Source organism: Vannielia litorea (assembly GCF_900142295.1).
GTDB classification, from domain to species: Bacteria; Pseudomonadota; Alphaproteobacteria; order Rhodobacterales; family Rhodobacteraceae; genus Vannielia; species Vannielia litorea.
Window position 1 is genome coordinate 1,631,536 of record NZ_FSRL01000001.1, and the last position, 25,853, is coordinate 1,657,388.

Sequence of the window (25,853 nt, forward strand, 5' to 3'; positions counted from 1 at the left end):
CGCCGCCCTCACACCGCCCCCATCAGCTCGCGGCCCACCAGCATCCGCCGGATCTCGGACGTGCCCGCGCCGATCTCCATCAGCTTGGCGTCGCGGAACAGCCGCGCCACCGGCGCATCGGCCATGAAGCCCGCGCCCCCCATCGCCTGCACCGCCTGGTGCGCCTGCACCATCGCCTGCTCGGAGGCATAGAGGCAGCAGGCCGCGGCATCCGCGCGGGTCACCTCGCCCCGGTCGCAGGCCTTGGCCACCTCGTACACGTAGGCCCGGCTGGAGTTCAGCGCCACATACATGTCGGCGATCTTGCCCTGCATCAGCTGGAAGCTCCCGATCGGCTTGCCGAACTGCTTGCGCTCGGCCAGGTAGGGCATCACCTCGTCGAGACAGGCGGCGATGATCCCCGGCCCGATGGCCGCCAGCACCACGCGCTCGTAGTCGAGCCCGCTCATCAGCACGCGCACGCCGCCGCCCTCTTCGCCCAGCACGTTCTCGAAGGGCACCTCCACATCCTCGAACACCAGCTCGGCGGTGTTGGAGCCGCGCATCCCGAGCTTGTCGAAGTGCTTGGAGGTGGAAAACCCGGTCATCGACTTCTCGATCAGGAAGGCGGTGATCCCCTTGCTGCCCGCTTCCGGGTCGGTCTTGGCGTAAACCACCAGCGTGTCGGCATCCGGGCCGTTGGTGATCCAGTATTTCGTGCCGTTGAGCCGGTAATGGTCGTTCCGCTTTTCGGCGCGCAGCTTCATGCTCACCACGTCCGAGCCCGCCCCCGCCTCGCTCATCGCCAGGGCGCCCACATGCGCGCCGCTGACCAGACCGGGCAGGTACTTTGCCTTCTGCTCCGGCGAGCCGTTCAGGTTGATCTGGTTGACGCAGAGGTTGGAATGGGCGCCGTAGCTCAGCGAGATCGAGGCCGAGGCCCGCGCGATCTCTTCCACCGCGACCGCATGGGCGAGGTAGCCCATCCCTGCCCCGCCGTACTCCTCCGGCACGGTCACGCCGAGCAACCCCAGCTCGCCCAGCTCGCGCCAGAGCGCCGCCGGAAACTCGTTTTTCGCATCCACCTCCGCCGCAATGGGCCGGATACGCTCCTGCGCGAAGCGCTGCACCATCTCGCGCAGCGCCCCCACCTCCTCGCCGAGGTCAAAGGTCAATTGTCCTGCAAACATCCGCCTGCTCCTCCCGTTTATTGAACAAGCGTTCAAATAGTAGGAGAGCTGCGCCCCGCGGTCAACGATTCCCGTCGCGCACCGCGATCGGGGCAAAAAGAAAGGAGCGGCCGGGGGAGGACGGCCGCTCCTTGGCCATGCCGGGGCGGGAAACCCGCGAGGCAGCCCGGCAGGGGAGATCAGCGAGGCAACGCCCCGACCGGGACCCCGGTTCCCTGCTGCATAAAAAAAGGGCGGCCCACGCGGGGCCGCCCTTCAGGCTGGAGGTCTTCCGCCTTAGCGGTAGATGTAAACGATGGTCCGGTCCTCGCGCACCAGCACGTCCTGGCCGTTGATGTTGAGGTAGGAGTACTCGCTATCCGGCACCGGGTAGATGGTGATGTCTTCCGGCACGCCCGCGCCGAGCACCACTTCGCCGTCAAGGTAGACCGGCTCGACCGGGTTTTCGGTGACATAGGTCACGGTGCGGGTCTCGGGCTCGGGCACGGCATCGCTGCCGGCATTGGCGCCGAGCACCACGCCCGCGGCAATCGCCGCCGGCCCGCCGATCAGCGCACCGGCGATGGCTCCGCCGGTCACGGCACCGGCCGCAGCGCCTGCACCCTCGTTGCCGCCTTCCTTCATGTAGGTCACGGTGCGGGTCGTGGTCACCTGGGTGGCCTCGGTAGCCGAACCGCTGAGGTAGTGCCGATGGGCCCAGCCGGTCTCGCCGTTATAGGTGACCTGGCACCAGGCGCCGGTCTCCATGCAGCCCTCGACCTCGGCCTGGTCCAGGCCGGGGATCACGCCGATCACTTCGAACTCGGGGCCGGGGCCGGCCCGCAGGTTGAGGTCGGTGGTGGCGGTGGCCGTGTCGGCCAGCATCGGGGTCGCGGCCACGCACAGGGCGGCGGCGCTCAGGGTAAGTGTCTTGAACATGGGTCTCTCCGTTCTTGTCGTCTGCTCTGCCGGGTCTTCCGCGAGATCATCTCGCTGCCCGGTCGGTGTGGGCGCACAACAAGCCCGGCTCGGGGGTGGTTCCAACGCCGTTGCGCCCTGCAACCGGAACGCGAGAATAGTGAGCGGTATCAAGCCGTTGGATGTTACAGGCTGCAAGATTTCTTGATCCTCACGCCTGCGCAGGCACCGCTTCGCCCCGCACGAAAACGGGGCGCCCGTCAAGACGCCCCGCCTTTTCTCCCGCGCCGCGTGGCGGCCGAAATCCCTACCGGTAGACGTAGACGATGCTGCGGCTCTGCCGCTCCACCAGCACGTTCTGACCGTTGATGTTGACGTAGGAATAATCGCTGTCCGGCACCTGGTAGATCGTCACCGTCTCCGGCACCCCGGCGCCCAGCACCACCTCGCCATCGAGGTAGACCGGCGCGACCGGGTTCTCGGTCACATAGGTCACCACCTGGGTGCCCGGATCGTTGGCCGCGGCCTGGGCGGCGAGCAGGGCGCCGTTGCGGGTGGCCGAGGGGCCCGAGAGCAGCGCACCCATCACCGGATCCTGGGTGGTGGCGGTGGTGACGGTCGTCGTGCTCTCGTCGCCCTTGGTCTTGGTGACGGTGCGGGTATAGGTCACCGTCTTGGGCAGCTCGATCGGGGTGGCGGTCTCGGCGCTGGCGCTCAGATAGTCGCCAAAGGCCCAGCCCTCCTGGCCCATGTAGGTGACCTTGCACCAATTGGCCGCCTCCAGGCAGCCTTCCACCTCGGCCTGAGTCCGGGCCTGGATGGTGCCGACAACGGGGTACTCGGGGCCGGGGCCGGCCCGGAGGTTGAGGTCGGTGGTCGCGGTGGCCGGAACGGCGAGGCTCGGACCGGCCACGAGGACAAGCGCCACTGCCGTGGCGAAAAGTTGGGGTTTCATGGTTCAAATTCCTTGGCAGGCGTAAATGCCGCCGGACTTGCGCAGCACGGGCTGCCGCCGGGGCGCGTATGGTCAGTCAACTCGCCATCACGGGGGCTTGTTCCTTCACGCCCCCGAGACCATCGGCAAGATCTGGCCGCCACAGGTAGCGCCGCCCGGCCTCACCGCGCCTGAAACACCGCGCCCACCTCGGCCCGGATGATCCGCGCGATCAGCTCGCAATCGGCAATCGAGAAGGTCAGCGGCAACCGCATGTCCATCAGCCCCGAGAGCACCCCGTCGGTCTGCTCCAACTCGGGCGGCGCGGCATAACGCCAATGGGCATAGCGCGAGGTAAAGCCCACCGGATCGGGCCCGCCGAACCACTTCAGCTCCACGCCCCGTTTCAGGCAGCGCTCCAGCACCTCGCCCACCGCCCCCGCGCCCCAACCCTTGAGCAGGAACTGGATCGACGATCCCACGAAATGCTCCTGGTCCGGCCGTTCCACCACCGTCAACCCCGGCGTGCCCCGGATGCCCTCTTCCACCGCCCGATACCGCGCGTTCCACCGTGCGATCTGGCGCGGCAGCTCCGCCAGCTGGGGTCGCAGGATGGCGGCCCGCAGGTTGTCCATCCGGCCGGAGATATTGGGCATCTCCATCCGGTGGCGGGCAAAGACCTCCGCCCCCGGCGCCGCCTTGTGGCGCTCGTAGAGCATGTAGGACCCCGAGAGCAGCACCGCCTTGGCCGCGATGTCCTCGTCATCTGTCACCAGCAGGCCGCCCTCGCCAGAGTTCATATGCTTGTAGGTCTGGGTCGAGTAGCAGGCCACCGCGCCATGCCGCCCGCTCGGTACGCCCTCCCATGTGGCGCCCATGGTATGCGCGCAATCTTCGACCACGGTCACATTTGCCGCATCGCAGATCTCCATCAGCCGGCCCATGTCGCAGATATGGCCGCGCATGTGGCTGAGCAGCAGCACCCCGGCCTCGCCCGCCTTGGCCGCGAGGTCGTCGAGGTCGATCACCAGCCCGTCGGTCACCTCCACGAACACCGGCTCCGCCCCCACCGCAGCAATTGCGCCCGGCACAGGGGCGAGCGTGAAGGCATTGGTCAGCACCCTGTCCCCCGGCTTCACGCCGACCGCACGGAGCGCCAGCCCGATCGCCGAGCCGCCGCTTGCCGTCGCCAGGCAATACTTCGCCCCCACGAAGGCGGCAAACTCCTGCTCCAGCAGCGCCACCTCCCCCAGCTCTCCGGGCTTGAGGTTGTAGCGATGCAGCCGGCCATGCCGCAGCACCGCCATGGCCGCCTCCAGCGCCGCCTCCGGCAGCGGCTCCTGCTGGGTGAAATTTCCGGTGAACACCTCTGTCATGGCCGCACCCTGCTCCGCCACCTGCCGCCGGTCAATCCGCCAGCAGCCGGCCGGCCAGTTCCGGCAGGTCCTCGAAGCGGTCGAGCAACGCCTCGGGCTCCAGCGCCTCCACCCCGCGCCCGTCCGGCCCGAAGGTGACCAGCACGCAAGGGATGCCCGCTGCCCGCGCGGTGTTGCGGTCGGTCTCGGTGTCGCCGATCAGGATGCCCCGCGTGCCCCCGGCCCGCTCGACGGCGGCGAAATAGGGCGCCGGGTCGGGCTTGCGCGTGGGCAGCGTGTCGGCCCCGATCAGCGCCCCGAACATGTCGCGCACCCCGAGCCGCCGCGTCAGGGTCTCCGCCAGCCCCTCCGGCTTGTTGGTGCAGATCGACACCGCATAGCCCGCGCCCCGCAGCGCCTCGACCGCCTCCATGGCGCCGGGGTAGAGCACCGTGTGCACGTCGATATGCGCCCCGTAATGCTCCAGCAGCAGCGGATAATCCGCCTCGACCTCGGCCACCCCCAGCCCGGCGCGCCCGTGCCCCAGCGTCAGCATCGCCCGTCCGCCGCGAAAGGCCGTGCGCGCATCGGCCACCGGATCCAGCAATGCGCCCAGGCCGCGCGCGACAAAGCAGGCATTGGCCGCCGCGATCAGGTCCTTCGAGGTGTCCGCCAGCGTGCCATCCAGGTCGAAGACCACCGTTTTCATTGCCTGCTCCTGTTACAATCCGTCACCACAAGTGACATTGCAGCCCCTTGCCACGAACCGCCCCTCGGGTAGAACGGGGCCAAGGTCTTCGGGTTAAACCGGAGTGGAGCAGAACAAAAGGGGCAGAGGGCCATGAGCGCCAGCCTGATCATCCTCGCCGCGGGGCAAGGCACCCGCATGCAGTCCGATTTGCCGAAGGTGCTGCACCGGGTCGGCCACGCCCCCCTTCTGGCCCATGCCATGCAGGCCGGCAGCGCGCTGGAGCCCGCGCGCATCGTCGTGGTCGCGGGCCACGGCGCCGAAGAGGTCGAGAAGGCCGTGGCCGAGATCGACGAGACCGCCCAGGTGGTGATCCAGGACGACCGCCTCGGCACCGGCCATGCCGTGCTGCAGGCCCGCGCGGCGCTGCAGGGCGCCGAGGGCGATGCCATCGTCCTTTACGGCGACACCCCCTTCATCCGCCCCGAGACCCTCCAGGCCATGCAGGAGGCCCGTGCCCGCCACGCCGTGGTGGTGCTGGGTTTCGAGCCCGCCGACCCGGCCCGCTACGGCCGCCTCTTCATGGACGGCGACAGCCTCGAAGCCATCATCGAGTACAAGGACGCGACCGCGGCGCAACGCGCCATCCCGCTCTGCAACTCGGGCGTCATCTGCGCCGACGCGGCCCAGCTCTTCGCGCTGCTCGATGACGTGACCAACGACAATGCCGCCGGCGAGTACTACCTCACCGATATCGTCGCCATCGCCCGCGCCCGCGGCCTCTCCTGTGGCGTGGTGATCTGCGACGAGGCCGAGACCCTGGGCGTCAACTCCCGCGCCGACCTCGCCGGAGCCGAGGCCGCCTTCCAGGCCCGCAAACGCAGCGAGGCGCTGGAGAACGGCGTCACCCTCACCGCCCCCGAGACCGTCCACTTCGCCTGGGACACCTGGATCGGCCGCGATGCCATCATCGAGCCCTACGTCGTCTTCGGCCCCGGCGTGACCGTCGAGACCGGCGCAGAGATCCGCGCCTTCTCGCACCTCGAGGGCTGCCACGTCAGCCAGGGCGCGCAGGTCGGCCCCTACGCCCGCCTCCGTCCCGGCGCGGAACTGGCCAACAACGCCAAGGTCGGCAACTTCGTCGAGATCAAGAACGCCGAGATCGCCGAGGGCGCCAAGGTCAACCACCTCAGCTACATCGGCGATGCCTTCGTGGGCGAGGCCGCCAACATCGGCGCGGGCACCATCACCTGCAACTACGATGGCGTCTTCAAGCACCGCACCGAGATTGGCGCCCGCGCCTTCATCGGCTCCAACACCATGCTGGTCGCCCCGGTGACGGTCGGCGCCGAGGCCCTCACCGCCTCGGGCTCGGTCATCACCGAGAACGTGCCCGACGGCGCCCTCGCCGTCGCCCGTGGCCGGCAGTCCAACAAGCCCGGCCTTGCCCGCAAACTCATGGACAGGCTGCGCGCCGCCAAGGCCGCGAAACAGGAGAAACACTGATGTGCGGAATCGTCGGCGTCCTCGGAGATCATGAAGCCGCCCCCCTGCTGGTGGAGGCCCTGAAACGGCTTGAGTATCGCGGTTACGACAGCGCCGGCATCGCAACCGTCAACGGCGCCGCGCTCGACCGCCGCCGCGCCGTCGGCAAGCTGGTCAACCTGTCTGACCTGCTGGTGCACGCACCGCTCGCCGGCAAGGCCGGGATCGGCCACACCCGCTGGGCCACCCATGGCGCCGCCAACGAGACCAACGCCCACCCGCATCGCGCCGGCCCCGTCGCCGTTGTCCACAACGGCATCGTCGAAAACTTCCGCGAGCTGCGCGAGGAGCTGGCCGGCCACGGGCTCAACACCGTGACCGACACCGACACCGAGGTCGTCGCCCTCCTCACCCAGCACTACCTCGCCCAGGGCCTCGCCCCCCGCGACGCCTGCGAGCAGGTCATCGCCCGCCTCACCGGCGCCTTCGCCCTCTGCTTCCTCTTCGAGGGCGAAGACAACCTGCTGATCGCCGCCCGCAAGGGCTCGCCGCTCGCCATCGGCCATGGACAGGGCGAGGTCTTCGTCGGTTCCGACGCCATCGCCCTGGCCCCGATGACCGACCGCATCACCTATCTCGAAGATGGCGACTGGTGCGTGCTCACTCGTCAGAGCGTCGAGATCTTCGACGCCAAGGGCAACCGCGCCAACCGCCCGGTGAAGACGGTGAGCATCGACGCCACCCATATCGACAAGGGCGGGCACAAGCACTTCATGGCCAAGGAGATTGCCGAGCAGCCCACCGTGCTGGGCGAGGCGCTTTCCTACTATCTCACTGACGCAGGCATCGCCCTGCCCGAGCCGGGCCTCGACTTCACCAAATTCGACCGCCTCACCATGGTCGCCTGCGGCACCGCCTTCTATGCCTGCCTGACGGCAAAATACTGGTTCGAGCAGATCGCCCGCCTTCCCGTCGAGGTCGATATCGCCTCCGAGTTCCGCTACCGCGAGCCGCCGATCCCGGCCCGCACCCTGGCGCTTTTCGTCAGCCAGTCGGGCGAAACCGCCGACACCCTGGCCGCCCTGCGCTACTGCGAAGACAAGGCGATGATCGCCTCCGTGGTCAACGTGCCTGAAAGCTCCATCGCCCGCGCCTCCGACATCGCCCTGCCGATCCTCGCGGGCGCCGAGATCGGCGTGGCCTCCACCAAGGCCTTCACCTGCCAGCTCACCGTGCTCTTCCTGCTGGCCCTCAAGGCCGGGCTCGACCGTGGCACCCTGACGCCCGAAGAGGCGAGCGAGCACCTCGCCCAGCTCAAGGCCCTCCCCGGCCTCTTCAACGCCGCACTCGCCGCCTCGCCCGAGATCGAAGCCACCGCGCAAAAGCTCGCCGAGGCCCGCGACATCCTCTTCCTGGGCCGCGGCCCGCTCTACCCGCTGGCCATGGAAGGCGCGCTGAAGCTGAAGGAAATCAGCTACATCCATGCCGAAGGCTATGCCTCCGGCGAGCTGAAGCACGGCCCCATCGCCCTGATCGACCAGCACACGCCGGTCGTCTTCATGGCCCCCTCCGACGGGCTCTTCGACAAGACCGTGTCGAACATGCAGGAGGTCATGGCGCGGGCCGGCAAGGTGGTGCTGGTCACCGACGCACGCGGTGCCAAGGCCGCTGCCGAGGGCACCTGGCGCCAGATCATCCTCCCCGAGGTCTCCCCGGCGCTGGCCCCCATCCTCTACGCTCTGCCCGCGCAGCTGCTGGCCTACCACACCGCCGTCGCCAAGGGCACCGACGTGGACCAGCCCCGCAACCTCGCCAAGTCGGTAACGGTGGAATAACGCCGCCGAATGACGCCCGAAAACGCCCTCTCCGCCCTCCGCGCGCTGGCCGAGCCCGGCCGCGCCGAGGGCATGGCCGCCTATCACAAGCAGGCCCGCGAGGTCATCGGCATCCCCAACCCGGCGCTGAACGAGATCACGACCCATTGGCGCCGCACCCTCCCCGTGCCCGAGCGGGTCACGCTGGCCGATGCCCTCTGGCAAACCGACATCTTCGAGGCCCGCATCGCCGCCACCAAGCTCCTCACCCAGGCCCGCATCCGCCCCGACGACGCCGCCTGGGCGCTGATCTGCCAATGGGCGCAGGATCTCGACAGCTGGGCCATCGCCGACCACGCCATGATGGCCGCCCAGAAGCGCCTCGCCGCCGACCCGTCCCGCCTCGACACCGTCGCGACCTGGACCCACAGCGAAAACCTCTGGACCCGCCGCGCCGCCCTTGTCGCCACCCTGCCCTTCGCCAAGAAGACCCATCCCAAACCGGCCGAGGCCCGCGCCCGCACCCGCGTGCTCGGCTGGGCCGAGAGCTACGTCACCGATCCCGAATGGTTCATCCAGAAGGCCGTGGCCTGGTGGCTGCGCGACCTCTCCAAGCACGACCCGCAAGCCACCCGCGCCTTCCTCGACGGCCCGGGCCAGGGCCTGAAGCCCTTCGCCCGCCGCGAAGCCGCGAAATATCTGTGAAGCGGCGCTAGCCGCACCGCCTGGGCTGGCGCGCTACCCGGTGTGCCCCGCGTAGACCACCAGCTCCGGCAGCCCGGTCAGCGGCGCACCAAGCACCTGGAACGCCGGGAGCGACACCCGCGTGCCCGAGCCCGCAGGCCCGCCCGAGGGCCGCAGTTCCACCTGCACCGAGTTGCCGTTGCCCGGATAAACCAGCCGGCCCGACTGCGCCACCGTCACCAGCGGCGTCTCCGCCCAGAAGCCCGGGTCGGTCGGGTCGCCCAGCGAGGCGATCGTGGTGCCAAGCTCCCGCTCCGCCGCCACCGGCGCCGCTGCGGCCGCCGCCTTCTCTTCCTCTGTCGTGGTGTCGAACTGCGCCGCCGTGCGCGCATTCGCCGGCGGCGGCGGCGCCTCTGCGGCTACCGGGGCCGCGCTCTCGGAGGGCGCCTCCGTGGCCTGCGCCCCGCCCGCCTTCGGCTTCATCGAGAACGGCCCCTCCGCGCAGCCCGCCAAAAGCAGGGCCACACCCGAAACCGCCAGAACTCCCCGCACCATCCGCACCGTCCGTCTCCTTGCCACCTTCGTCGAAGCTGCCGCAAATCTCCTTGCCGCACCGTCTCTTCCGGCCTAGCTATAGCCCATGCAAACGCCCCTGATCGACCCCTTCCAGCGCCCGATCACCTATTTGCGGGTCTCCGTGACCGACCGCTGCGATTTTCGCTGCGTCTACTGCATGTCCGAGAACATGACCTTTCTGCCCAAGAAGGAGCTTCTCACGCTGGAAGAGCTCGATGCGGCCTGCACGGCCTTCATCGGGCTGGGCGTCCGCAAGCTCCGCATCACCGGCGGAGAACCGCTGGTGCGCAAGGGCATCATGACCTTTTTCGAGGCGATGACCCGCCATCTCGAGTCGGGCGCGCTCGATGAGCTGACCCTCACCACCAACGGCTCCCAGCTCGAGCGCTTCGCCCCGCAGCTGGCAGCGGCGGGCGTCCGGCGCATCAACGTCTCGCTCGACACGCTGGACGAGGCCAAGTTCGCCCGCGTCACCCGCTGGGGCCGCCTGCCCCAGGTGCTGCGCGGGCTGGATGCGGCGCAGGCGGCGGGCCTGCGCGTCAAGCTCAACGCCGTGGCGCTGAAGGGCTTCAACGAGGACGAGCTCATCACCCTCGCCGAATTCTGCGCCACCCGCGACATGGACCTGACCTGGATCGAGGTCATGCCGATGGGCGATCTCGGCAACGAGGACCGCATCGGCCAGTACTGGTCGCTGAAAGACCTGCGCGCCAAGCTGGCCGAGCGCTACACCCTGATCGACCTGACCGAGCGCACCGGCGGCCCCGCCCGCTACGTCCAGCTCCAGGAAACCGGCCAGAAGATCGGCTTCATCACGCCGCTGACCCACAACTTCTGCGAAAGCTGCAACCGCGTCCGGATGACCTGCACCGGCGAGCTCTACATGTGCCTCGGCCAGGAAGACCGCGCCGACCTGCGCGCACCGCTGCGCCAATACGGCCCCGGCCCCGCGTTCGAAGAGGCCATCCGCGCCGCCATCGCCCTCAAACCCAAGGGCCACGATTTTGACTATTCGCGCCAGACGGTCGAAGGCCAGGTCTCCCGCCACATGAGCCACACCGGCGGCTGAAGCCAGGATTGCCGAAACCCCGCGCTTGCGGTATGTTACTGCGGTATAATCAAGGTGCCCGCATGACCGCTGCCAAACGCAAGACCTCGCTGACGATGGATGCCGCCGATCTCGACGCCGCGCGCGATCTGGGCGTCAACGTCTCCGCTGTGGCAGGCGAGGCGCTTCGCCGGGCCGTGGCCGAGGCCCGCCAAAGGCGCTGGCGCGAGGAAAACGCCGAGGCCTTCGCGGCCCAGGCCGACTGGCACGCGCAGAACGGTCACCCGCTCGCCGCGATCCAGACCGGCCCGGCAACGTGGAAGAGCTGAAACGCTTCGACATTGCCGAATGGAACGGCATCGCGATGGTCGTGGTCGAGAGCGATATCCTCCCGCCCGACCCCGCCCTCGTGGTCATCCCGCTCCTGCCCGATTATCCTGCCGCAAAAGGCCTGAACCCGACCATTCCCCACAAGGGTCAACCTCTGGTTCTGGCCACCCGCCTTGTCACCTCGGTGCGCCGCTCCGCCCTGTCCCGAAAGGCGAGTGCCGCCGGTCATGCCGATGAAATCACCCGCGCCCTCGATATCCTGCTGACCGGCGTCTGACCTCCGGCACAAGCCACCGCCCCTCAGGCCCACTCCGCGCCCAGATCGTCCCGCGCCCGGTCGATCCAGTGCTCGGCGAGCCAGGGCGTCGGCCTGCAATACCGCAGCCAGGAGCCGGAATAGCCCTCTACCGCCTCGTGCATCTTCGGATGCCCGTGAAAACACACCACCTTCGCCGCCTCGGGCAGGCGGGCGGGCCTCAGCCAGTTCACCGGCGGCAGGCCGAGGCAGTCGTGCTTGAAGCTCACCACCTCGTCGCCCGGAAGATAGGCAAACTCGCCCCGCTCCTGCGCCAGCGTCGAGGTATAGCGCTGCTCGCTCCCCCGCGCCTTCTCCACTTGGCGCTTCGCGTCGCCCGCCAGCACCTCGTAGAGCCAGCCGTGCCGGGCCGGGTCGAAGCGAAAGACCGAGCCGTGCCCGGTGGCCCGCCCGCGCCGCGCCTCCACCCAATCGGCCCGCATCGCCACCTTGCCCGGCGCGAAGTTCAGCAACCCGTCGAGCGGCCCCGTCACCACCACGTCGAGGTCGAAGCCCAGCAAGGGCCCGTCGAGATCGGGGATCAGCCCGGGGCGGAACAGCGAGACCTTGCGCATCGCCCCCTGCCGGTTGGCCACGGCCAGGGCGGCATCCATCTCGGCCAGGAAGGGCTCCACCGGCAGCTCCAGCACCTCAACGTCGGGGTGCAGCCCGGCCCGCTCCTCTGTCATGCAGAAGAACCGCACGTCATCGCTCAGATGCCGCCGCGCGCCGGAATAGAGCCGGTTCACGTATTCGGGGCCAAACAGCGTGCCCCACTTGATGCAGATGACATTGGCAACCATGGCGCTGCCCTACCCGGCTCAGTCGTACTTGGCCAGCAGCTTCTCACGCACTGCAGGGCTGACGAACTTGGAGACGTCTCCGCCCAGGCGCGCGATCTCCTTCACCAGCTTGGAGGCGATCGCCTGCCGCTCGGCGCTGGCCATCAGAAAGACGGTCTCGATGCTGGCGTCGAGCTGACGGTTCATCCCCACCATCTGGTACTCGTATTCGAAATCCGCCACCGCCCGCAGGCCGCGCAGGATGATCCCCGCGCCCACGTCGCGGGCACAGTCGATCAGCAGGTTCTCGAACGGATGCACCACGATCTCGCAATGGGTCTTGGCCGAGATCACCTCGCAGGCCGAACCGACCATCGCCACGCGCTCCTCCAGGTTGAAGAGCGGGCCCTTGTCGGCATTGATCGCCACCCCGATCACCAGCCGGTCCACCAGCGCCGTGGCGCGGGTGATGATGTCGATATGGCCCAGCGTCACCGGGTCGAAGGTGCCCGGATAAAGCCCCACGCGCATGGCTGTCCCTCCCTGGCGCCTCAGGTCGAGGGCAGAAAACACCAGCCTCCCCCGAGGGGCAAGGCGAAACCCCGCTCCCGCAACATTCTTTCACCACGCCGCTTTAACGCCCGCCAAACCCTTTTTTCACGGCGGCTCTCTTGCGCGGGCGCCAGCGGTGCTTACCTTTAGGCCAATTGAATAGACCCAGTTCATTTTGAAAATCGTCGAGTCGTCATGGACACAATCGACTTCAGATTCTTTCGCGCCCAGATGCCGCCTGGCTGGGACAACCAGGTCATGGTCACCTGCACCCCGCCTCCCGGAGAGGAGCCGCGCCGCTCGGTCGTCTTTCTCCGCAAGGAGATGGCACCCGCCGAGAGCCTCTCCGCCTTCGCCGCCTTGCAACGCAATGCCCTCGCCGCGCAGTTGCCCAGGTTCTCGCTGATGTACGACAAGCCGACAGAGCTGGCCGGGCAGACCGTGCCGCTGATCGTCTATGGCTGGCAGGCCGACGCGGGCCGGCTCACCCAGGTGCAGGCCTTCTTTCCCGCCGAACCGGGGTATGCCTGGCTGGTCACCCTGACCGCGGCCGCCGAGGCCTACGACGCGCTCCTGCCCGAGTTCCAGGCCATGCTCGCCGTCTTCGCACCGGCAAGGGAGGGCTGAGCGATGGTCACCACGCCCGCCACCCGCATCACCGATCGTACCAGCCACATCGTGCCCGCCGTGGCGGCCCTCGCCGCGGCCCTCACCGCCGCCTGCGCCGGGGCCGACGCGCTGCTGAACTCGCCGGTCATGACCACCCCCGCAGGCGGCGCCGTGGCCGCCGGTGTGGCGGCCGGGCTCTCGGCCATGGGCGCCATGTTCAACCTCATCCCGCCCACCGGCGCGGTGCCCTCCATCGGCTTTCCCACCGTGCTCACCGGCTCCCTGCCCCAGGCGCGCACGCTCGATGCCCACGGCTGCTTCTTCCACGGCCCGAACACCGTGATCGAGGGCGCCATGACCGTGCTCACCGGCGGCCTGCCCACCGCACGGGTGATGTCGAAGACCGCCTGCTCGGCCATGTGCTCCTCGGGCCAGTACAACGTGCTGATCGGCGGCAGCTCGGTCACCATCCCGATCAACGTGAACGGCACCGATGCCTTCCGGCTCCAGGTCCAGAATGCCGCCGCCACCCTCTATGGCACACCCTCGGGCCGCGAGATCTTTCGCGGCATCGCCGCATCGGGCAACATGGTCGAGATGCATGAACTCTCCGACCCCAACGGCTACTGCACCCCCAACGATGGCACCGCCGCCACCGACGGCACCGGCACCGGCAGCCGGGTCGACTGGAACCCCACCTACGACGACCGCGCCGCCTACCCGGGCCAGACCCCGACCATCGTGCTCGGCCACGAACTCGTGCACGCCTACCACAACGCCAACGGCACCCAGGCCACCGGCCCGATGGACAGCTACCCCGGCCAGACCGGCAGCTCCAACCGGGGCGAGGAACGCGCCACCGTGGGCACCCGCGGCACCTCGATCACCGATCCCTCGGGCAACCCGGCCACCGTGCCCGACCACGGCAACGACGTGCCGACCGAAAACTCTATTCGGCGCGACCTCGGCGTGCCCGAGCGGCAAACCTACTACCCGCCCACCTGGCCCGGCGGTGCGCCGTGGTAGGCCGTCGCCCGCTGCTCGCCGGGGGCGCCGCGCTCCTGCTGGCCCCGCTCGCCGCCGCCTGCCGCCTCGGCCCCGCCGGCTCGGGCAGCGCCGCCGCCGGCCCCCTGCCGTCCGCAAAAGGAACCCGATCCATGCAACAAGACGGACTGATCCTCCAGGCCAGCCTCGAACCCGACCAGGACGCCGGCCAGCTCACCCTGGCCTACACCGTCGAAAACCACGGCCCCGGCCCCGCCTACATCCACGACAAGCTGATCGTGCCCGACCCGAAGGGCGGCCAGATGGCCGAGGCTGGCCGTGCCTATGTCTATCCCCGTCCCGAGCACGACGAAGTGCTGGTGATGAAGGATATCCCGCCGGTCCCGCCCGGCCTCTCCCCGGCGTCCCTCGTTGTGCCGCTCATGGTCCGGTTGGCCCCCGGCGAGGCGCTCGACGGCCGCCTCCGATTTGCCCTGCCGCTCAAGCCCTGGCGGCAGTACGCGAACAATGCCCTCGCCTATCCCCGGCAAACCACCGTGGACAGCCTGCGCTTCCGGCTGGGCTATGCCCTGCCCGCCCCCGGCGCCGAGGAAACCACCTTCGACTACGCCGGCGAAACCGCGTTCAACTTCCGCAACCCGCCCGGACAGAGCCACAAGGCCGCGGCGCTGGAGGCCCGCTTCGACACGCCGGGCCTTCCGGTCTTCCTGCCCGAGTGAGCACAAGGGGCGGCCCGCGTCTCCGCGGCACCGCCCCCTGCGCCTCGTCCGGTGATCGGTGGGCTCAGTGGCCCATGATCATGCCTTCGAGCGCATCCTTTTCCATCGCCAGCTCCGCCAGCCGCGCCTTCACCACGTCGCCGATGGAAATGAGGCCGATCATCTCCTCGCCCTCCATCACCGGCATGTGGCGAAACCGCCCCTCGGTCATCATTTCCAGCACACCCAGCGCCGTATCCTCCTTGGAGCAGGTCACCAGCTTGCGGGTCATCATGTCGTCCACCACGTCGCTCAGGCACCCCGGCCCGCGACGGCCCAGCTCGCGCACGATGTCCCGCTCCGAGAGGATCCCCTCGGGATGGGCGCCGTTCGCCGACACGATGACCGAGCCGATGCGCCGTTCCGAGAGCAGCTTGGCCGCATCCGCCACCGAGCTTCCCGGTTTCACGCAGAGCACGCCGTCACCACCCTTGTTCTTCAGAATTTGTTGCACCAGCATGGCTTACCTCCAACGTCGCTCACTTGGGTTGACCGTCGCGCCAGCAGGCCCCACCTGTCAAGTCTCGGCTTCCAGCCGCTCCACCTCTGCGCGGAGCCCCTCGCACAGAAGCTCGGCAAATCGGCCAAGGCGGCGCACCCGCCGATCGTCGGCATGGCGCACCAGCCAGAAGGTCCGGCGCAGCTTCACCTGGTCGGACAGCACCGGCTCCACCCGGTTGGCGCTGCCGAGCGCGAAGCCATGCACGATCCCCACGCCCGCCCCGCTCTTGACCCAGGCGAACTGGACCGAGACCGAGTTGGAGGCCAGCTGCACCCGCTCCAGCCCGAGCTCGCCGAGGTAATCCAGCTCCTTGTCGAAGATCATGTCGGGGATGTAGCCCACCAGCCGCTTGCCCCTCAGGTCCTCCAGCCGCTCCACCGGGTTCTGCTTCAGCCAGCGCCGATGGGCGGCGAGGACCAGGTGGTAGTCGGTGATCTTCTGCACCGTGAGCCGCCCGGCCGTGGGCCGGGACACGGCAATCGCCATGTCCGCCTCGCGCCGGTTGAGGTTGAACACCCGTGGCAGCGAAACGATCTGCACCTCGAGCCCCGGATGGGCGTTGCAGATCCTCTCCACCACCTGCGGCAGCAGGAAATTGGCGCAGCCGTCCGGCGCGCCGACGCGGATCGCGCCGGTCAGCCTGTCCTCCTGCCCGCGCACCGCGTCCTCGGCGTTCAGCATCGCCTGTTCCAGCTCCTCGGCATGCGGCATCAGCCGCTCGCCGGCCTCGCTCGGCGCGTAGCCCTGCGGCGATTTCAGAAACAGCGGCGTGCCGAGGCTCTCCTCGAGCCGCTGCACCCGCCGCCCCACCGTCGCCGGATCGAGCTTCAGCACCGTGCCCGCGCCCGAAAGGCTGCCCTCCCGCGCCACGGCAATGAATATCCGCATGTCGTCCCACGACACGGTCATCCTTCTCTCCCATGCATTTTTGCAAGACGTGTTTGCCAAACTGCCGCTTCTACCGGGATAAATGCAAGAGTATGGTCCGCACGACCCCGGAAACAGGAGGAGTTCCGCCATGAGCCAGATCGGACATTTCATCGACGGCAAGCACACCGCCGGCACATCCGGCCGCAGCGCCGATATCTTCAACCCCGCCACCGGCGAGGTTCAGGCCTCCGTCACCCTCGCCACCAAGGCCGAGGTCGATGACGCCGTCGCCCGCGCCGCAGAGGCCCAGAAGGAATGGGGCGCCACCAACCCGCAGCGCCGCGCCCGGGTGATGATGGCTTTCGGCGCGCTCATCAACACCCACATGGACGAGCTGGCCGAGCTGGTCGCCCGCGAGCACGGCAAGACCATCCCCGACGCCAAGGGCGATGTGCAGCGAGGCCTCGAGTTCGTCGAGGTCTGCATGGGCGCGCCCCACATGCTGAAGGGCGAATACACCAACGACGGCGGCCCCGGCATCGACCTCTACTCCATGCGCCAGCCCCTCGGCGTGGTCGCCGGCATCACCCCCTTCAACTTCCCGGCGATGATCCCGCTGTGGAAGATGGCCGGCGCGCTGGCCTGCGGCAACGCCATGATCCTCAAGCCCTCCGAGCGCGTGCCCTCCACGGCCATGCGCCTCGCCGAACTGCTGCAGGAGGCCGGCCTGCCCGACGGCGTGCTGCAAGTGGTGAACGGTGACAAGGAAGCCGTCGATGCCCTGCTCGACAACGAGACCATCCAGGCCGTCGCCTTCGTCGGCTCCACGCCGATCGCCCAGTACATCTACGCCCGCGCCACCGCCACCGGCAAGCGCGCCCAGTGCTTCGGCGGGGCCAAGAACCACATGATCGTCATGCCCGACGCCGACATGGACAAGGCCGCCGACGCGCTGGTGGGGGCCGCCTACGGCGCCGCCGGCGAGCGCTGCATGGCCATCTCCGTGGCCGTCCCCGTGGGCGAGAAAACCGCGGACACGCTGATCGAAAAGCTGGTGCCCCGCATCGAGGCCCTCAAGGTCGGCCCCTATACCTCCGAGAACGATGTCGATTACGGCCCGGTCATCACCGCCGCCGCCAAGCAGCGCATCCTCGGGCTGGTCGAGTCGGGCGTGAAGCAGGGCGCCGAGCTGGTCGTCGACGGCCGCGACTTCTCGCTGCAGGGCTACGAGAACGGCTTCTTCGTCGGCCCCCACCTCTTCGACCGTGTCACCCCCGACATGGACATCTACAAGGAGGAGATCTTCGGCCCCGTCCTCACCCAGGTCCGCACCGCCAGCTACGAGGAAGCCCTCAAGCTGACGATGGACAACCCCTACGGCAACGGCACGGCGATCTATACAGCCGACGGCGACACCGCCCGCGACTTCGCCCACCGGGTCAACGTCGGCATGGTCGGCATCAACTTCCCGATCCCGGTGCCGCTGAGCTACCACACCTTCGGCGGCTGGAAGAAATCCGGCTTCGGCGACCTCAACCAATACGGCCCCGACGCCTTCCGCTTCTACACCCGCACCAAGACCGTCACCGCCCGCTGGTTCTCGGGCATCAAGGACGGCGGCGAGTTCGCGTTCAAGCAGATGGATTGAGCGGGGCAGCGCGGCCATGAACACCCTGCAGGCGGACTCCTACCGCCTGCAGGCACTCTGCAAAACCGAGGTGGAAAACCTCGAGGGCATCTTGTAAACAAGAGCCGAATTCGATGCGGAGACAAAAATTGGCGGCATGGAGAAAGCTAACGACCAGAAAACCCCGGACCAGCACGCCAATGCCTCCGGAAGAGAGGAATCATTTGAATGAGGCTTACTTAAAAGCCCAAACGATTCTTGAGTATGGCTCGGGTATCTCAACCGAATTCGCAGCAACTTTGCCCGGCAAGACGGTGTTCAGCATTGAGAGCGATAGTGCATGGTGCGAAGCACTACGGCATCGCTTGCCCGCTCCAGCTGACGGAACCCACGTGCATCTTCGCCATGTAGATATTGGTCCAACCGGGGAATGGGGGCGCCCCACCGGAACCAAACATTGGAGCGAGTTTCATACCTACCCCCTCTCAATCTGGCAGGAGCCCGGTTTTCAACAACCGGATCTTGTCCTGATCGACGGCCGCTTCAGGGTCGCGTGTTTTGCGGCAACCTGTATCTTCGCAGAGAAACCGATCAAGCTCTTGTTCGACGACTACTACCCACGACCGCGATACCATTGCGTGGAAGAAATGTTTCATCCAGTCCAGCGCATTGGCCGAATGGCGGAATTCCATATCCAACCGCGCGCCTACACGCCGTTAGAGATTGCCAAGTTTATCACGTTCTTTTCTATGGCCTCATACGCGCCGGCTTGACGATCGTATCAACTCACCGGCTTTCAACATGCAGTCTTTCGTGACTCGGTGCATAGTGCCGGCTCTTCAAGCCCATCGTGGCACGCAATAGGCCTGTTGCCATGCCAAACTTGAAGCCCGCATTCACAAGCGCCTTTCGTCCACGAACCGGCACCGACAGGAAGTTCAATAATGCGTCGGTCAACCGCTGCGTCGCTCTGATCCAGGTCTTTATCGTGCTGTGTTGGCGGATCAGAACGTCATTGCTTGCTTGGTCCCTTGCACGGCCAGCGTAGTAGGAAAGCGTCAGGCGTTTCCGTGGCAGCACTTCGCTCACCCAAGCGGAGGGGGCCCATCCAATACTGGCGCCCGCACTTCGCATCTGCCGACTGAAGCGGGTATCGCTGCCACCAGTATAGCGCATCGCTTCATCAAACATCAGTCCGTGGGTGCGCACAGCGTCAATGCGCACGCACCAATTGTTCGTGTAGATATTAAGTCTGGAATCTTTGTTGGCCGCGGCATCGGCTTCGCGTCGAGTGATGTTCTTAAGCGAGCGCTCGGTCTTGTGAATGAAGACAGCTTCTTGCATTGGACTCAAGCGATCATCCGGCCGCGTAAACTCAACCGGCCCACCGCAAAGGTCCAAGCTGCGGGCCTGCATCGCTGACAGCAGATTTACCAGCCAATCCGGCTTCACCACCTCATCGTCATCCACGAAGGTCAAAAAGTCGAATCCCTGTTCCAGCGCCGCCGCCAACACCCGATTGCGCGCAAAAGGAATTCCCTTCTGCGGTTCCAGCATCAGTTGGACCGGCTCGGGCACCTCGCTCCGAAAGTTTTCCACAACATCGGAAACACGGCTCTCTTCGTCGTTCTCGCAGAATACGAACTCGATATCGGCCCCCTCCGGCCGTTCCATTCGTGCAAAACTGTCGAGCAAGCGTTTAAGGCCCTCAGGCCGACGGCGCGTGATCGCGCCCACTGCAATACGCAAGCGAAAACCCCCTATAACTAAACCACTCTTACACGGCGCAAATCGTGATCCAGATAGCGCCCCCAATCACCGGTTGCGCCGCACACCTAAAAGCAGCCTTAGCGGGCCAATTTCCGTGGTTCAACACATTTGACCCTCAACCCCCAATCAATAGGCGAGGATCCGCTGCAAATCCGCCGGCTCCCTGCAAGGCTCCCAGGCCCTTCGCCGGTAGACAATCGGCCTGACGTCACGCAAACAGTCGGGACCCCACCAAGGATACCCCATGCCCGTCACCTACCGCATCTTTCCCGAAATCGGCCTCGTCTTTGTCCGCTACGCCGGGCATGCCTCCATTTCGGAGACCATGCAGGCTTTCGGTCGCTACATGGCGGACCCCGCCTATCGCCCCGGGCAGAAGCAGCTGGTCGATCTCTCCGCGGTCACCGGCTTCGACACCGACTATGCCGCCCTCCTAGCGATCCAGGCCAAAAAGGCCGAGGCGTTTCTGCGGGGGCCCGAAACGGTGATGGTCTATCACGCGCCCACGCCCGAGACGGCGGCGATGGCCCGGCTCATCATGCGCAGCTGGGAGGAACTCGACGCCATCGTGCCGATCCTGCAGGACACCGAGCGCGGCGCCCTCGAGGTGCTGGGCCTGACCGAGACCAGCTTTTCCGCCCTCGCCCGCCGCCCCGCCTGACCGGGCGGAACCCCGCGCCCGCCGCCGCGTTGTCCTTTCAACCGAAAGGACACCTCATGACCCGCACTGCCCTCGCCCTTCTCGCCAGCCTCGCCGCCGCGCCCCTCGCGGCCCAGACCTTCCAGAGCCCCGCCTGCCCCTCCGGCTCCACCCGCACCGGCAACGAGTGCATCGCCCCCAACGGCATCGTCACCCAGCGCTTCATCCTGCCGCAGGTCACCGCCGAAACCGACGATGGCCGCGTGGTCTACAACCTGTCGTCCAACTCCCCTTCCGGCCTGCGCTCCATGTCGGACGGCGACCGCGTGGTGATCCGCAAGAACTCGCTCTTCGTCACCGATCTCGATGTCGACCTGACGGTGATCGCCGACTGACGCGGCGCAAGATAGCCTCTTCCCTCCGGTATGAAACTTATATATTCTCGTATTCGAATGTATTCAGTCCAGGAGGACCCCATGTTCAAGTCAAATGTTGGCGGCATCGACCGCATCCTGCGCATCGTCATCGGCGCGGCGCTCATCGCGGGCTTCTTTCTCAACCGGGAGGGGGCCTGGAGCTGGCTCTACCTGCTGGGCATCATCCCGCTGGTGACCGGCCTTCTCGGCACCTGCCCGCTCTACTCGCTCCTGGGCATCAAGACATGCCCCATGCATCGCGGCTGACCGCCGTCACCTTTCCGGCACATCCGCCCAACTCAAGCCCCCGTGATGAAACCCTTCACGGGAGCATGGGTTGAGCGGCATGCTCCCTTCGGGGAAGCCAATGTTGTCTGAAAGGTAAGCCCATGTTCCGACTGCCCCCCCTGACAGCGGCCACCATGGCACTCTGCCTGGCGGTCGGCTCGCATGTTCTCGCCGAGAGCAAGGACAACGCAAACCCAAGGGCGGGGGCGCGCGCCGAGCAGGCGCAACCCAAGGCCACCCGCTGCCCGCCCGGCCTCGCCAAGAAGAGCCCGCCCTGCGTAGCGCCGGGCCAGGCCAAGGCATCCGCCCCCCGCGATGACAAGGCGCGCATCCGCGTGGGCCACATCCTCGACGGGCGCGATTACACCCTCGTCCGGTCCTGGCAATATGGGCTCGAGCCCGCCCCCCGCGGCTCCCGCTACGCCGTCTCCGACGGCATGCTGGTCCTGATCGACGAGGGCACCGCCGAGGTGCTGGACCTGATCCGCGCCGTCGGGCAACTGCCCGACTGACCGGCCCGGCGCCAGCCGCGGCCGAAAATGAAACCACCCGCCCTCCTGCTGCGTTCTAGGAGCATGGAACGCATCAAGTCACTTCTCGTGCTCATCGCGGCGGTCACCTTCGCGGCCTCGCCCTTTTTCGTGCAGAGCTTCGCCGGCTATGACCCCTCGCTCTTTCCCGTCCCGCAGATCGACCCCCCGGTGCAGCCCGCCGGCTGGGCCTTCTCGATCTGGGGCGTGATCTACCTCTGGCTCATCGCCTCCGCCGCCTTCGGCCTCTTCGCCCGCGCGATGGACGAGGGCTGGGACCGCCCGCGCTGGCCGCTCTTCGGCGCGCTGGCGCTCGGCACCTTCTGGCTCGGCACCGCCAATGCTTCCGCGATCTGGGCCACGGTGATGATCTTCGCCATGCTGGCCCTCGCACTCGGCGCCTGCGCCCGCGCGCCCGCGCGCGAGCCCTGGCTGCTCTCCGCGCCGCTCGGCCTCTTCGCGGGCTGGCTCACCGCCGCGAGCTTCGCCTCGCTCGGCATCACCGCGGCCGGGTATGGCCTGCTGATGGGCGAAACCGCCTGGGCCATCGCCTGCATCACCGGCGCCCTCGTTGTCGGCCTGACCGTGCTGCTGACGATCCGCCCGCACCCGACCTATGCCCTTGCCCTTGCCTGGGCGCTGGCCGCCATCGCGGTGAAGGACTGGAGCACCCACACCGACGTTGCCCTGCTGGCCGCGCTCGGGGCGCTCGCCACCCTCGCCGCCACCCTGAGCGCCCGCCTGCGCACCCGTTCCGGCGAGCGTCCGGCCCGATGAGGTAATCCGGCGGAACCGTTCCGCCGTTCACGGGGTTGTCATTCAAACCCGATCAGCAACCGGACCAAGACCATGACCCGAGAGCCCCTTCTCGGCGCCCGCACAGCTGCGCCGATCCTCGCCGCACGCCCGCTCGCCAGCGGCCTTCTCCTCACCATCGCCGCCCTTCTCGCCTCCAGCCAGCCCGGCCACGCCGCCTGCCGGATCAACGTATCCGGCGCAAAGTGCGAGAGCGCGGCCCGCTTTGCCAGCGCGTCCACGGCCCCCGCGCTGCCGGTCGCCATCGGCGAGCCACTGCCCTACGAGTACATGATGCTGCTGAACAGCGAGTATTTCGGCCTGCCGCCGGTCTCCGATGGATGGGTCTACTTCCGCGTCGGCAACCGCGTGGTCCGGGCCGACTACAGCACCCGCGAGGTGTTGGAAGACGTGACCGGCCAGACCAACCGCGCCTTCTTCTAGGCTTGCCAGGGCGTTACCCCACCGACCCCGCACATTAACACCGCGATTTGCGCCTCATGTGCGCTGATCGCGTATGTATGGGTTGTGCATGGGTTGTGTATCGGTTGTGCCTGTGGCTATTCCGCCGCAACCCGCTTGGCCGCCAGCAACTCCTTAAGGTAACGCCCGGTGTGGCTGGCCTCGACCTCGGCGACCTCCTCCGGTGTGCCGGTGGCCACCACGGTGCCGCCGCCGTCGCCGCCCTCGGGGCCGATGTCGATGATGTGGTCCGCGGTCTTGATGACGTCGAGATTGTGCTCGATCACCACCACGGAGTTGCCCTGGTCGACCAATTCATGCAGCACTTCCAACAGCTTGCGCACGTCTTCGAAGTGCAGGCCGGTGGTCGGCTCGTCGAGGATGTAGAGCGTGCGCCCGGTGGACCGCTTGGCAAGCTCCTTCGAGAGCTTCACCCGCTGCGCCTCGCCGCCGCTCAGCGTGGTCGCCTGCTGGCCCACCTTGATGTAGCCAAGGCCCACCCGCACCAGCGCATCCATCTTCTCCCGGATGCTCGGCACCGCCTTGAAGAACTCCTGCGCGTCCTCCACTGTCATGTCAAGAACGTCGGCTATGCTCTTGCCTTTGAACCTTATTTCCAGCGTCTCGCGGTTGTAACGCTTGCCCTGGCAGGTCTCGCAGGTGACATAGACATCCGGCAGGAAATGCATCTCGATCTTGATGACTCCGTCGCCCTGGCACGCCTCGCAGCGCCCCCCCTTCACGTTGAAGGAGAACCGCCCCGGCTTGTAGCCCCGCGCCTTCGCCTCCGGCAGCCCGGCAAACCAGTCGCGGATCGGGGTGAAGGCCCCGGTGTAAGTCGCTGGATTGCTTCGCGGAGTCCGGCCAATGGGCCGCTGGTCGATGTCGATCACCTTGTCGAGCAGTTCCAGCCCCTTGATCGTCTCGCAGGGCGCCGGGGTCTGGCGCGCGCCGTTGAGCCGCATGGAGGCGGTCTTGAACAGGGTCTCGATCGTGAGCGTCGACTTGCCGCCACCGGAAACCCCTGAAACACATACGAATTTCGCCAGCGGGAAATCCACGTCGATGCCCTTGAGGTTGTTGCCCGTGGCCTTCTTGACGGTGAGCTTCTTCTTGTTTCCCGTCCTGCGTTCGGTGGGTACAGGAATTTCACGCTTTCCGCTGAGATACTGCCCGGTGACCGACTTCGGGTTGGCCGCGATCTCGGCCGGCGTGCCATGCGCCACCACTTCGCCGCCATGCACCCCCGCGCCCGGCCCGATGTCGAACACGTAATCGGCCTCGCGAATGGCCTCCTCGTCGTGTTCCACCACGATGACGGTGTTGCCCTGGTCGCGCAGGTTTTTCAGGGTTTCCAGCAGGCGGCCGTTGTCGCGCTGGTGCAAGCCGATAGAGGGTTCGTCGAGCACGTAGAGCACGCCCGTGAGGCCAGAGCCGATCTGGCTTGCCAGCCGGATCCGCTGGCTCTCGCCCCCCGACAGCGTGCCACTTGAACGCGACAGCGTAAGATACTCCAATCCCACGTTATTCAGGAATCCGAGCCGCTCGCGGATTTCCTTCAGGATGGCCCGTGCGATCTCGTTCTTCTGCTTGCTCAGCGCCTCCGGGGCCGCCTCGATCCAGGCCAGCGCCTCGCGGATCGAGAGCTGCACCACCTGCCCCACGTGGTCGCCCGCGATCTTCACCGCCAGGGCTTCCTCCCGCAGCCGGTAGCCGCCACAGGCGCCGCAGGGCCGGTTGTTCTGAAACCGCTCGAACTCCTCGCGGATCCAGTTGCTGTCGGTCTCCCGATAGCGCCGCTCCATATTGGGGATCACCCCCTCGAAGGGCCGCGAAATCTCGTAGACCCGCCCGCCCTCGTCGTAGCGAAACTTGATCTCCTCCTCGCCCGACCCGTACAGAAAGACCTGCTGCACATGCGCCGGAACGTCCTTCCAGCGGGCGTTCTTGTCAAAGTCGTAGTGCTTGGCAATGGCCTGGATCGTCTGAAGAAAATACGGGCTCTTGCCCTTTCGCCACGGCGCCAGCGCGCCATCGGCGATCTTCAGCGCCTGGTCCGGCACCACCAGCCGTTCGTCGAAGAACAGCTCCACCCCGAGGCCGTCGCACTCCGGGCAAGCCCCGAAGGGCGCGTTGAACGAAAACAGCCGCGGCTCGATCTCGGGGATGGTGAAGCCACTGACCGGGCAGGCGAAGTTCTCGCTGAATGTGATCCGCTCCGGCTCCTCGTCCGCCGCCACGGCCGTCTCCAGAATGGCAATGCCCGAGGCGAGGTCCAGCGCCGTGCGGAACGAATCCGCCAGCCGGGTCTCGATCCCTTCCTTCACCACGATCCGGTCCACCACCACGTCAATGTCATGCCGGAACTTCTTGTCGAGCTTCGGCGCCTCATCCAGCTCGTAGAAGGCGCCATTCACCTTCACCCGCTGAAAGCCCTGCTTGCGCAACTCGAGGAATTCCTTGCGATATTCCCCCTTCCGGTCGCGCACGATGGGCGCCAGCAGGTAGGCCCGCGTGCCCTCGGGCATGGTCATCACCCGGTCCACCATGTCCTGCACCTGCTGCGCCTCGATCGGCAGCCCGGTGGCGGGGCTGTAGGGCGTGCCCGCGCGGGCGAAGAGCAGGCGGAGGTAGTCGTAGATCTCCGTCACCGTGCCCACGGTCGAGCGGGGGTTCTTGCTCGTGGTCTTCTGCTCGATGGAGATCGCCGGGGAGAGGCCGCTGATGTGGTCCACATCAGGTTTTTCCATCATGTCGAGGAATTGCCGGGCATAGGCGCTCAGGCTCTCGACATAGCGCCGCTGCCCTTCCGCGTAGATCGTGTCGAAGGCCAGCGACGACTTGCCCGACCCCGAGAGCCCGGTGATCACCACCAGCTGGTCGCGCGGAATGTCCACGTCGATGCCCTTGAGGTTATGCTCCCGCGCACCCCGCACCTCGATATGCTTCAACTCGGCCATGTCACCCCCGGC

Annotated in this window: 29 protein-coding genes; 17 read left to right on the forward strand and 12 right to left on the reverse strand. The window is 67.2% G+C overall.

Features of this window, described 5'->3' with window-relative positions; translation table 11 throughout:
* Window positions 1-8: 8 nt before the first annotated feature.
* From BUR94_RS08100 to BUR94_RS08120, 5 genes are all read right to left on the reverse strand, one after another.
* On the reverse strand, window positions 9-1,169 hold the full coding sequence (locus tag BUR94_RS08100; protein WP_074255702.1) for an isovaleryl-CoA dehydrogenase: 1,161 nt from the start codon (window positions 1,167-1,169) through the stop codon (window positions 9-11).
* A 276-nt stretch (window positions 1,170-1,445) separates the two neighbouring features.
* A complete protein-coding gene (locus tag BUR94_RS08105) occupies window positions 1,446-2,087 on the reverse strand; it encodes an SH3 domain-containing protein (protein WP_074255704.1) in 642 nt (213 codons plus the stop codon).
* Window positions 2,088-2,373: 286 nt separating this feature from the next.
* Window positions 2,374-3,021: a DUF1236 domain-containing protein gene (locus tag BUR94_RS08110; protein ID WP_074255705.1), complete on the reverse strand. Its 648-nt coding sequence runs from the start codon at window positions 3,019-3,021 to the stop codon at window positions 2,374-2,376.
* A 161-nt stretch (window positions 3,022-3,182) separates the two neighbouring features.
* Window positions 3,183-4,376 (reverse strand): DegT/DnrJ/EryC1/StrS family aminotransferase, encoded by a 1,194-nt coding sequence (locus tag BUR94_RS08115; RefSeq protein WP_074255707.1) that lies wholly within the window; start codon window positions 4,374-4,376, stop codon window positions 3,183-3,185.
* 31 nt (window positions 4,377-4,407) lie between these two features.
* Window positions 4,408-5,064: an HAD-IA family hydrolase gene (locus tag BUR94_RS08120; RefSeq protein ID WP_074255709.1), complete on the reverse strand. Its 657-nt coding sequence runs from the start codon at window positions 5,062-5,064 to the stop codon at window positions 4,408-4,410.
* 132 nt (window positions 5,065-5,196) lie between these two features.
* Here BUR94_RS08120 and glmU point away from each other — a divergent pair, with 132 nt between their 5' ends.
* From glmU to BUR94_RS08135, 3 genes are read left to right on the forward strand one after another with little or no spacing between them, the layout of a single operon-like run.
* The gene (gene glmU, locus BUR94_RS08125; RefSeq protein ID WP_074255710.1) at window positions 5,197-6,549 is read left to right on the forward strand and encodes a bifunctional UDP-N-acetylglucosamine diphosphorylase/glucosamine-1-phosphate N-acetyltransferase GlmU; all 1,353 of its coding nucleotides are present in this window, start codon (window positions 5,197-5,199) and stop codon (window positions 6,547-6,549) included.
* Window positions 6,549-8,363: a glutamine--fructose-6-phosphate transaminase (isomerizing) gene (gene glmS / locus BUR94_RS08130; protein ID WP_074255712.1), complete on the forward strand. Its 1,815-nt coding sequence runs from the start codon at window positions 6,549-6,551 to the stop codon at window positions 8,361-8,363. The genes glmU and glmS overlap by 1 nt, the downstream gene beginning before the upstream one ends.
* A gap of 9 nt (window positions 8,364-8,372) precedes the next feature.
* Window positions 8,373-9,047 carry a DNA alkylation repair protein gene (locus tag BUR94_RS08135; RefSeq protein WP_074255714.1) on the forward strand — a complete coding sequence of 225 codons (675 nt, stop codon included), beginning with the start codon at window positions 8,373-8,375 and terminating at the stop codon, window positions 9,045-9,047.
* Between the two features lie 33 nt (window positions 9,048-9,080).
* Here BUR94_RS08135 and BUR94_RS08140 read toward each other — a convergent pair whose 3' ends face one another.
* On the reverse strand, window positions 9,081-9,581 hold the full coding sequence (locus BUR94_RS08140; protein ID WP_074255716.1) for a hypothetical protein: 501 nt from the start codon (window positions 9,579-9,581) through the stop codon (window positions 9,081-9,083).
* Window positions 9,582-9,666: 85 nt separating this feature from the next.
* Here BUR94_RS08140 and moaA point away from each other — a divergent pair, with 85 nt between their 5' ends.
* From moaA to BUR94_RS08155, 3 genes are all read left to right on the forward strand, one after another.
* A complete protein-coding gene (moaA, locus tag BUR94_RS08145) occupies window positions 9,667-10,671 on the forward strand; it encodes a GTP 3',8-cyclase MoaA (RefSeq protein WP_074255717.1) in 1,005 nt (334 codons plus the stop codon).
* A 62-nt stretch (window positions 10,672-10,733) separates the two neighbouring features.
* On the forward strand, window positions 10,734-10,979 hold the full coding sequence (locus tag BUR94_RS08150; RefSeq protein WP_074255719.1) for a type II toxin-antitoxin system CcdA family antitoxin: 246 nt from the start codon (window positions 10,734-10,736) through the stop codon (window positions 10,977-10,979).
* Complete coding sequence (locus BUR94_RS08155) at window positions 10,967-11,257, forward strand: CcdB family protein (RefSeq protein WP_074255721.1); 291 nt, start codon at window positions 10,967-10,969, stop codon at window positions 11,255-11,257. Before BUR94_RS08150 ends, BUR94_RS08155 begins: the two co-directional genes overlap by 13 nt.
* A 23-nt stretch (window positions 11,258-11,280) precedes the next feature.
* On the opposite strand, the gene BUR94_RS08160 is transcribed toward BUR94_RS08155, so the two are convergent.
* Both BUR94_RS08160 and coaD read right to left on the reverse strand, forming a co-directional pair.
* Entirely contained in the window at window positions 11,281-12,078 is a 798-nt protein-coding gene (locus BUR94_RS08160) for a glycosyl transferase (RefSeq protein ID WP_074255722.1), read from the reverse strand.
* An 18-nt stretch (window positions 12,079-12,096) separates the two neighbouring features.
* Window positions 12,097-12,588, reverse strand: coding sequence for a pantetheine-phosphate adenylyltransferase (coaD, locus tag BUR94_RS08165; RefSeq protein ID WP_074255724.1), 492 nt, complete (start codon window positions 12,586-12,588; stop codon window positions 12,097-12,099).
* Between the two features lie 216 nt (window positions 12,589-12,804).
* Here coaD and BUR94_RS08170 point away from each other — a divergent pair, with 216 nt between their 5' ends.
* The 3 genes from BUR94_RS08170 to BUR94_RS08180 all read left to right on the forward strand — a co-directional run bounded on the left by BUR94_RS08170 (window position 12,805) and on the right by BUR94_RS08180 (window position 14,942).
* Complete coding sequence (locus BUR94_RS08170; RefSeq protein WP_074255725.1) at window positions 12,805-13,236, forward strand: DcrB-related protein; 432 nt, start codon at window positions 12,805-12,807, stop codon at window positions 13,234-13,236.
* A gap of 3 nt (window positions 13,237-13,239) precedes the next feature.
* The gene (locus tag BUR94_RS08175; RefSeq protein WP_074255727.1) at window positions 13,240-14,244 is read left to right on the forward strand and encodes a M91 family zinc metallopeptidase; all 1,005 of its coding nucleotides are present in this window, start codon (window positions 13,240-13,242) and stop codon (window positions 14,242-14,244) included.
* A 131-nt stretch (window positions 14,245-14,375) separates the two neighbouring features.
* Complete coding sequence (locus BUR94_RS08180; protein ID WP_139301244.1) at window positions 14,376-14,942, forward strand: hypothetical protein; 567 nt, start codon at window positions 14,376-14,378, stop codon at window positions 14,940-14,942.
* Between the two features lie 64 nt (window positions 14,943-15,006).
* Here BUR94_RS08180 and BUR94_RS08185 read toward each other — a convergent pair whose 3' ends face one another.
* Both BUR94_RS08185 and BUR94_RS08190 read right to left on the reverse strand, forming a co-directional pair.
* Window positions 15,007-15,441 carry a CBS domain-containing protein gene (locus BUR94_RS08185; protein ID WP_074255730.1) on the reverse strand — a complete coding sequence of 145 codons (435 nt, stop codon included), beginning with the start codon at window positions 15,439-15,441 and terminating at the stop codon, window positions 15,007-15,009.
* 57 nt (window positions 15,442-15,498) lie between these two features.
* A complete protein-coding gene (locus BUR94_RS08190; RefSeq protein ID WP_074255732.1) occupies window positions 15,499-16,392 on the reverse strand; it encodes a LysR family transcriptional regulator in 894 nt (297 codons plus the stop codon).
* Between the two features lie 109 nt (window positions 16,393-16,501).
* Here BUR94_RS08190 and BUR94_RS08195 point away from each other — a divergent pair, with 109 nt between their 5' ends.
* Entirely contained in the window at window positions 16,502-18,001 is a 1,500-nt protein-coding gene (locus BUR94_RS08195) for a CoA-acylating methylmalonate-semialdehyde dehydrogenase (RefSeq protein WP_074255734.1), read from the forward strand.
* 179 nt (window positions 18,002-18,180) lie between these two features.
* Window positions 18,181-18,753 (forward strand): hypothetical protein, encoded by a 573-nt coding sequence (locus BUR94_RS20440; protein WP_074255735.1) that lies wholly within the window; start codon window positions 18,181-18,183, stop codon window positions 18,751-18,753.
* Window positions 18,754-18,766: 13 nt separating this feature from the next.
* On the opposite strand, the gene BUR94_RS08205 is transcribed toward BUR94_RS20440, so the two are convergent.
* Entirely contained in the window at window positions 18,767-19,729 is a 963-nt protein-coding gene (locus tag BUR94_RS08205; protein ID WP_175570437.1) for a glycosyltransferase family 2 protein, read from the reverse strand.
* A gap of 265 nt (window positions 19,730-19,994) precedes the next feature.
* Between BUR94_RS08205 and BUR94_RS08210 the strand changes: the two genes are divergently transcribed.
* From BUR94_RS08210 to BUR94_RS08235, 6 genes are all read left to right on the forward strand, one after another.
* The gene (locus BUR94_RS08210) at window positions 19,995-20,411 is read left to right on the forward strand and encodes a hypothetical protein (RefSeq protein ID WP_074255741.1); all 417 of its coding nucleotides are present in this window, start codon (window positions 19,995-19,997) and stop codon (window positions 20,409-20,411) included.
* A gap of 56 nt (window positions 20,412-20,467) precedes the next feature.
* Complete coding sequence (locus BUR94_RS08215) at window positions 20,468-20,785, forward strand: hypothetical protein (protein WP_074255743.1); 318 nt, start codon at window positions 20,468-20,470, stop codon at window positions 20,783-20,785.
* A gap of 81 nt (window positions 20,786-20,866) precedes the next feature.
* Window positions 20,867-21,073, forward strand: coding sequence for a YgaP family membrane protein (locus BUR94_RS08220; RefSeq protein WP_074255745.1), 207 nt, complete (start codon window positions 20,867-20,869; stop codon window positions 21,071-21,073).
* 122 nt (window positions 21,074-21,195) lie between these two features.
* A complete protein-coding gene (locus BUR94_RS08225; protein ID WP_074255747.1) occupies window positions 21,196-21,606 on the forward strand; it encodes a hypothetical protein in 411 nt (136 codons plus the stop codon).
* A 63-nt stretch (window positions 21,607-21,669) separates the two neighbouring features.
* The gene (locus tag BUR94_RS08230) at window positions 21,670-22,401 is read left to right on the forward strand and encodes a hypothetical protein (RefSeq protein WP_074255749.1); all 732 of its coding nucleotides are present in this window, start codon (window positions 21,670-21,672) and stop codon (window positions 22,399-22,401) included.
* Window positions 22,402-22,473: 72 nt separating this feature from the next.
* Window positions 22,474-22,863, forward strand: a complete 390-nt coding sequence (locus BUR94_RS08235; protein ID WP_074255751.1) for a hypothetical protein — start codon at window positions 22,474-22,476, stop codon at window positions 22,861-22,863.
* Window positions 22,864-22,979: 116 nt separating this feature from the next.
* On the opposite strand, the gene uvrA is transcribed toward BUR94_RS08235, so the two are convergent.
* Window positions 22,980-25,841, reverse strand: coding sequence for an excinuclease ABC subunit UvrA (uvrA, locus tag BUR94_RS08240; protein ID WP_074255753.1), 2,862 nt, complete (start codon window positions 25,839-25,841; stop codon window positions 22,980-22,982).
* Window positions 25,842-25,853: the final 12 nt, after the last annotated feature.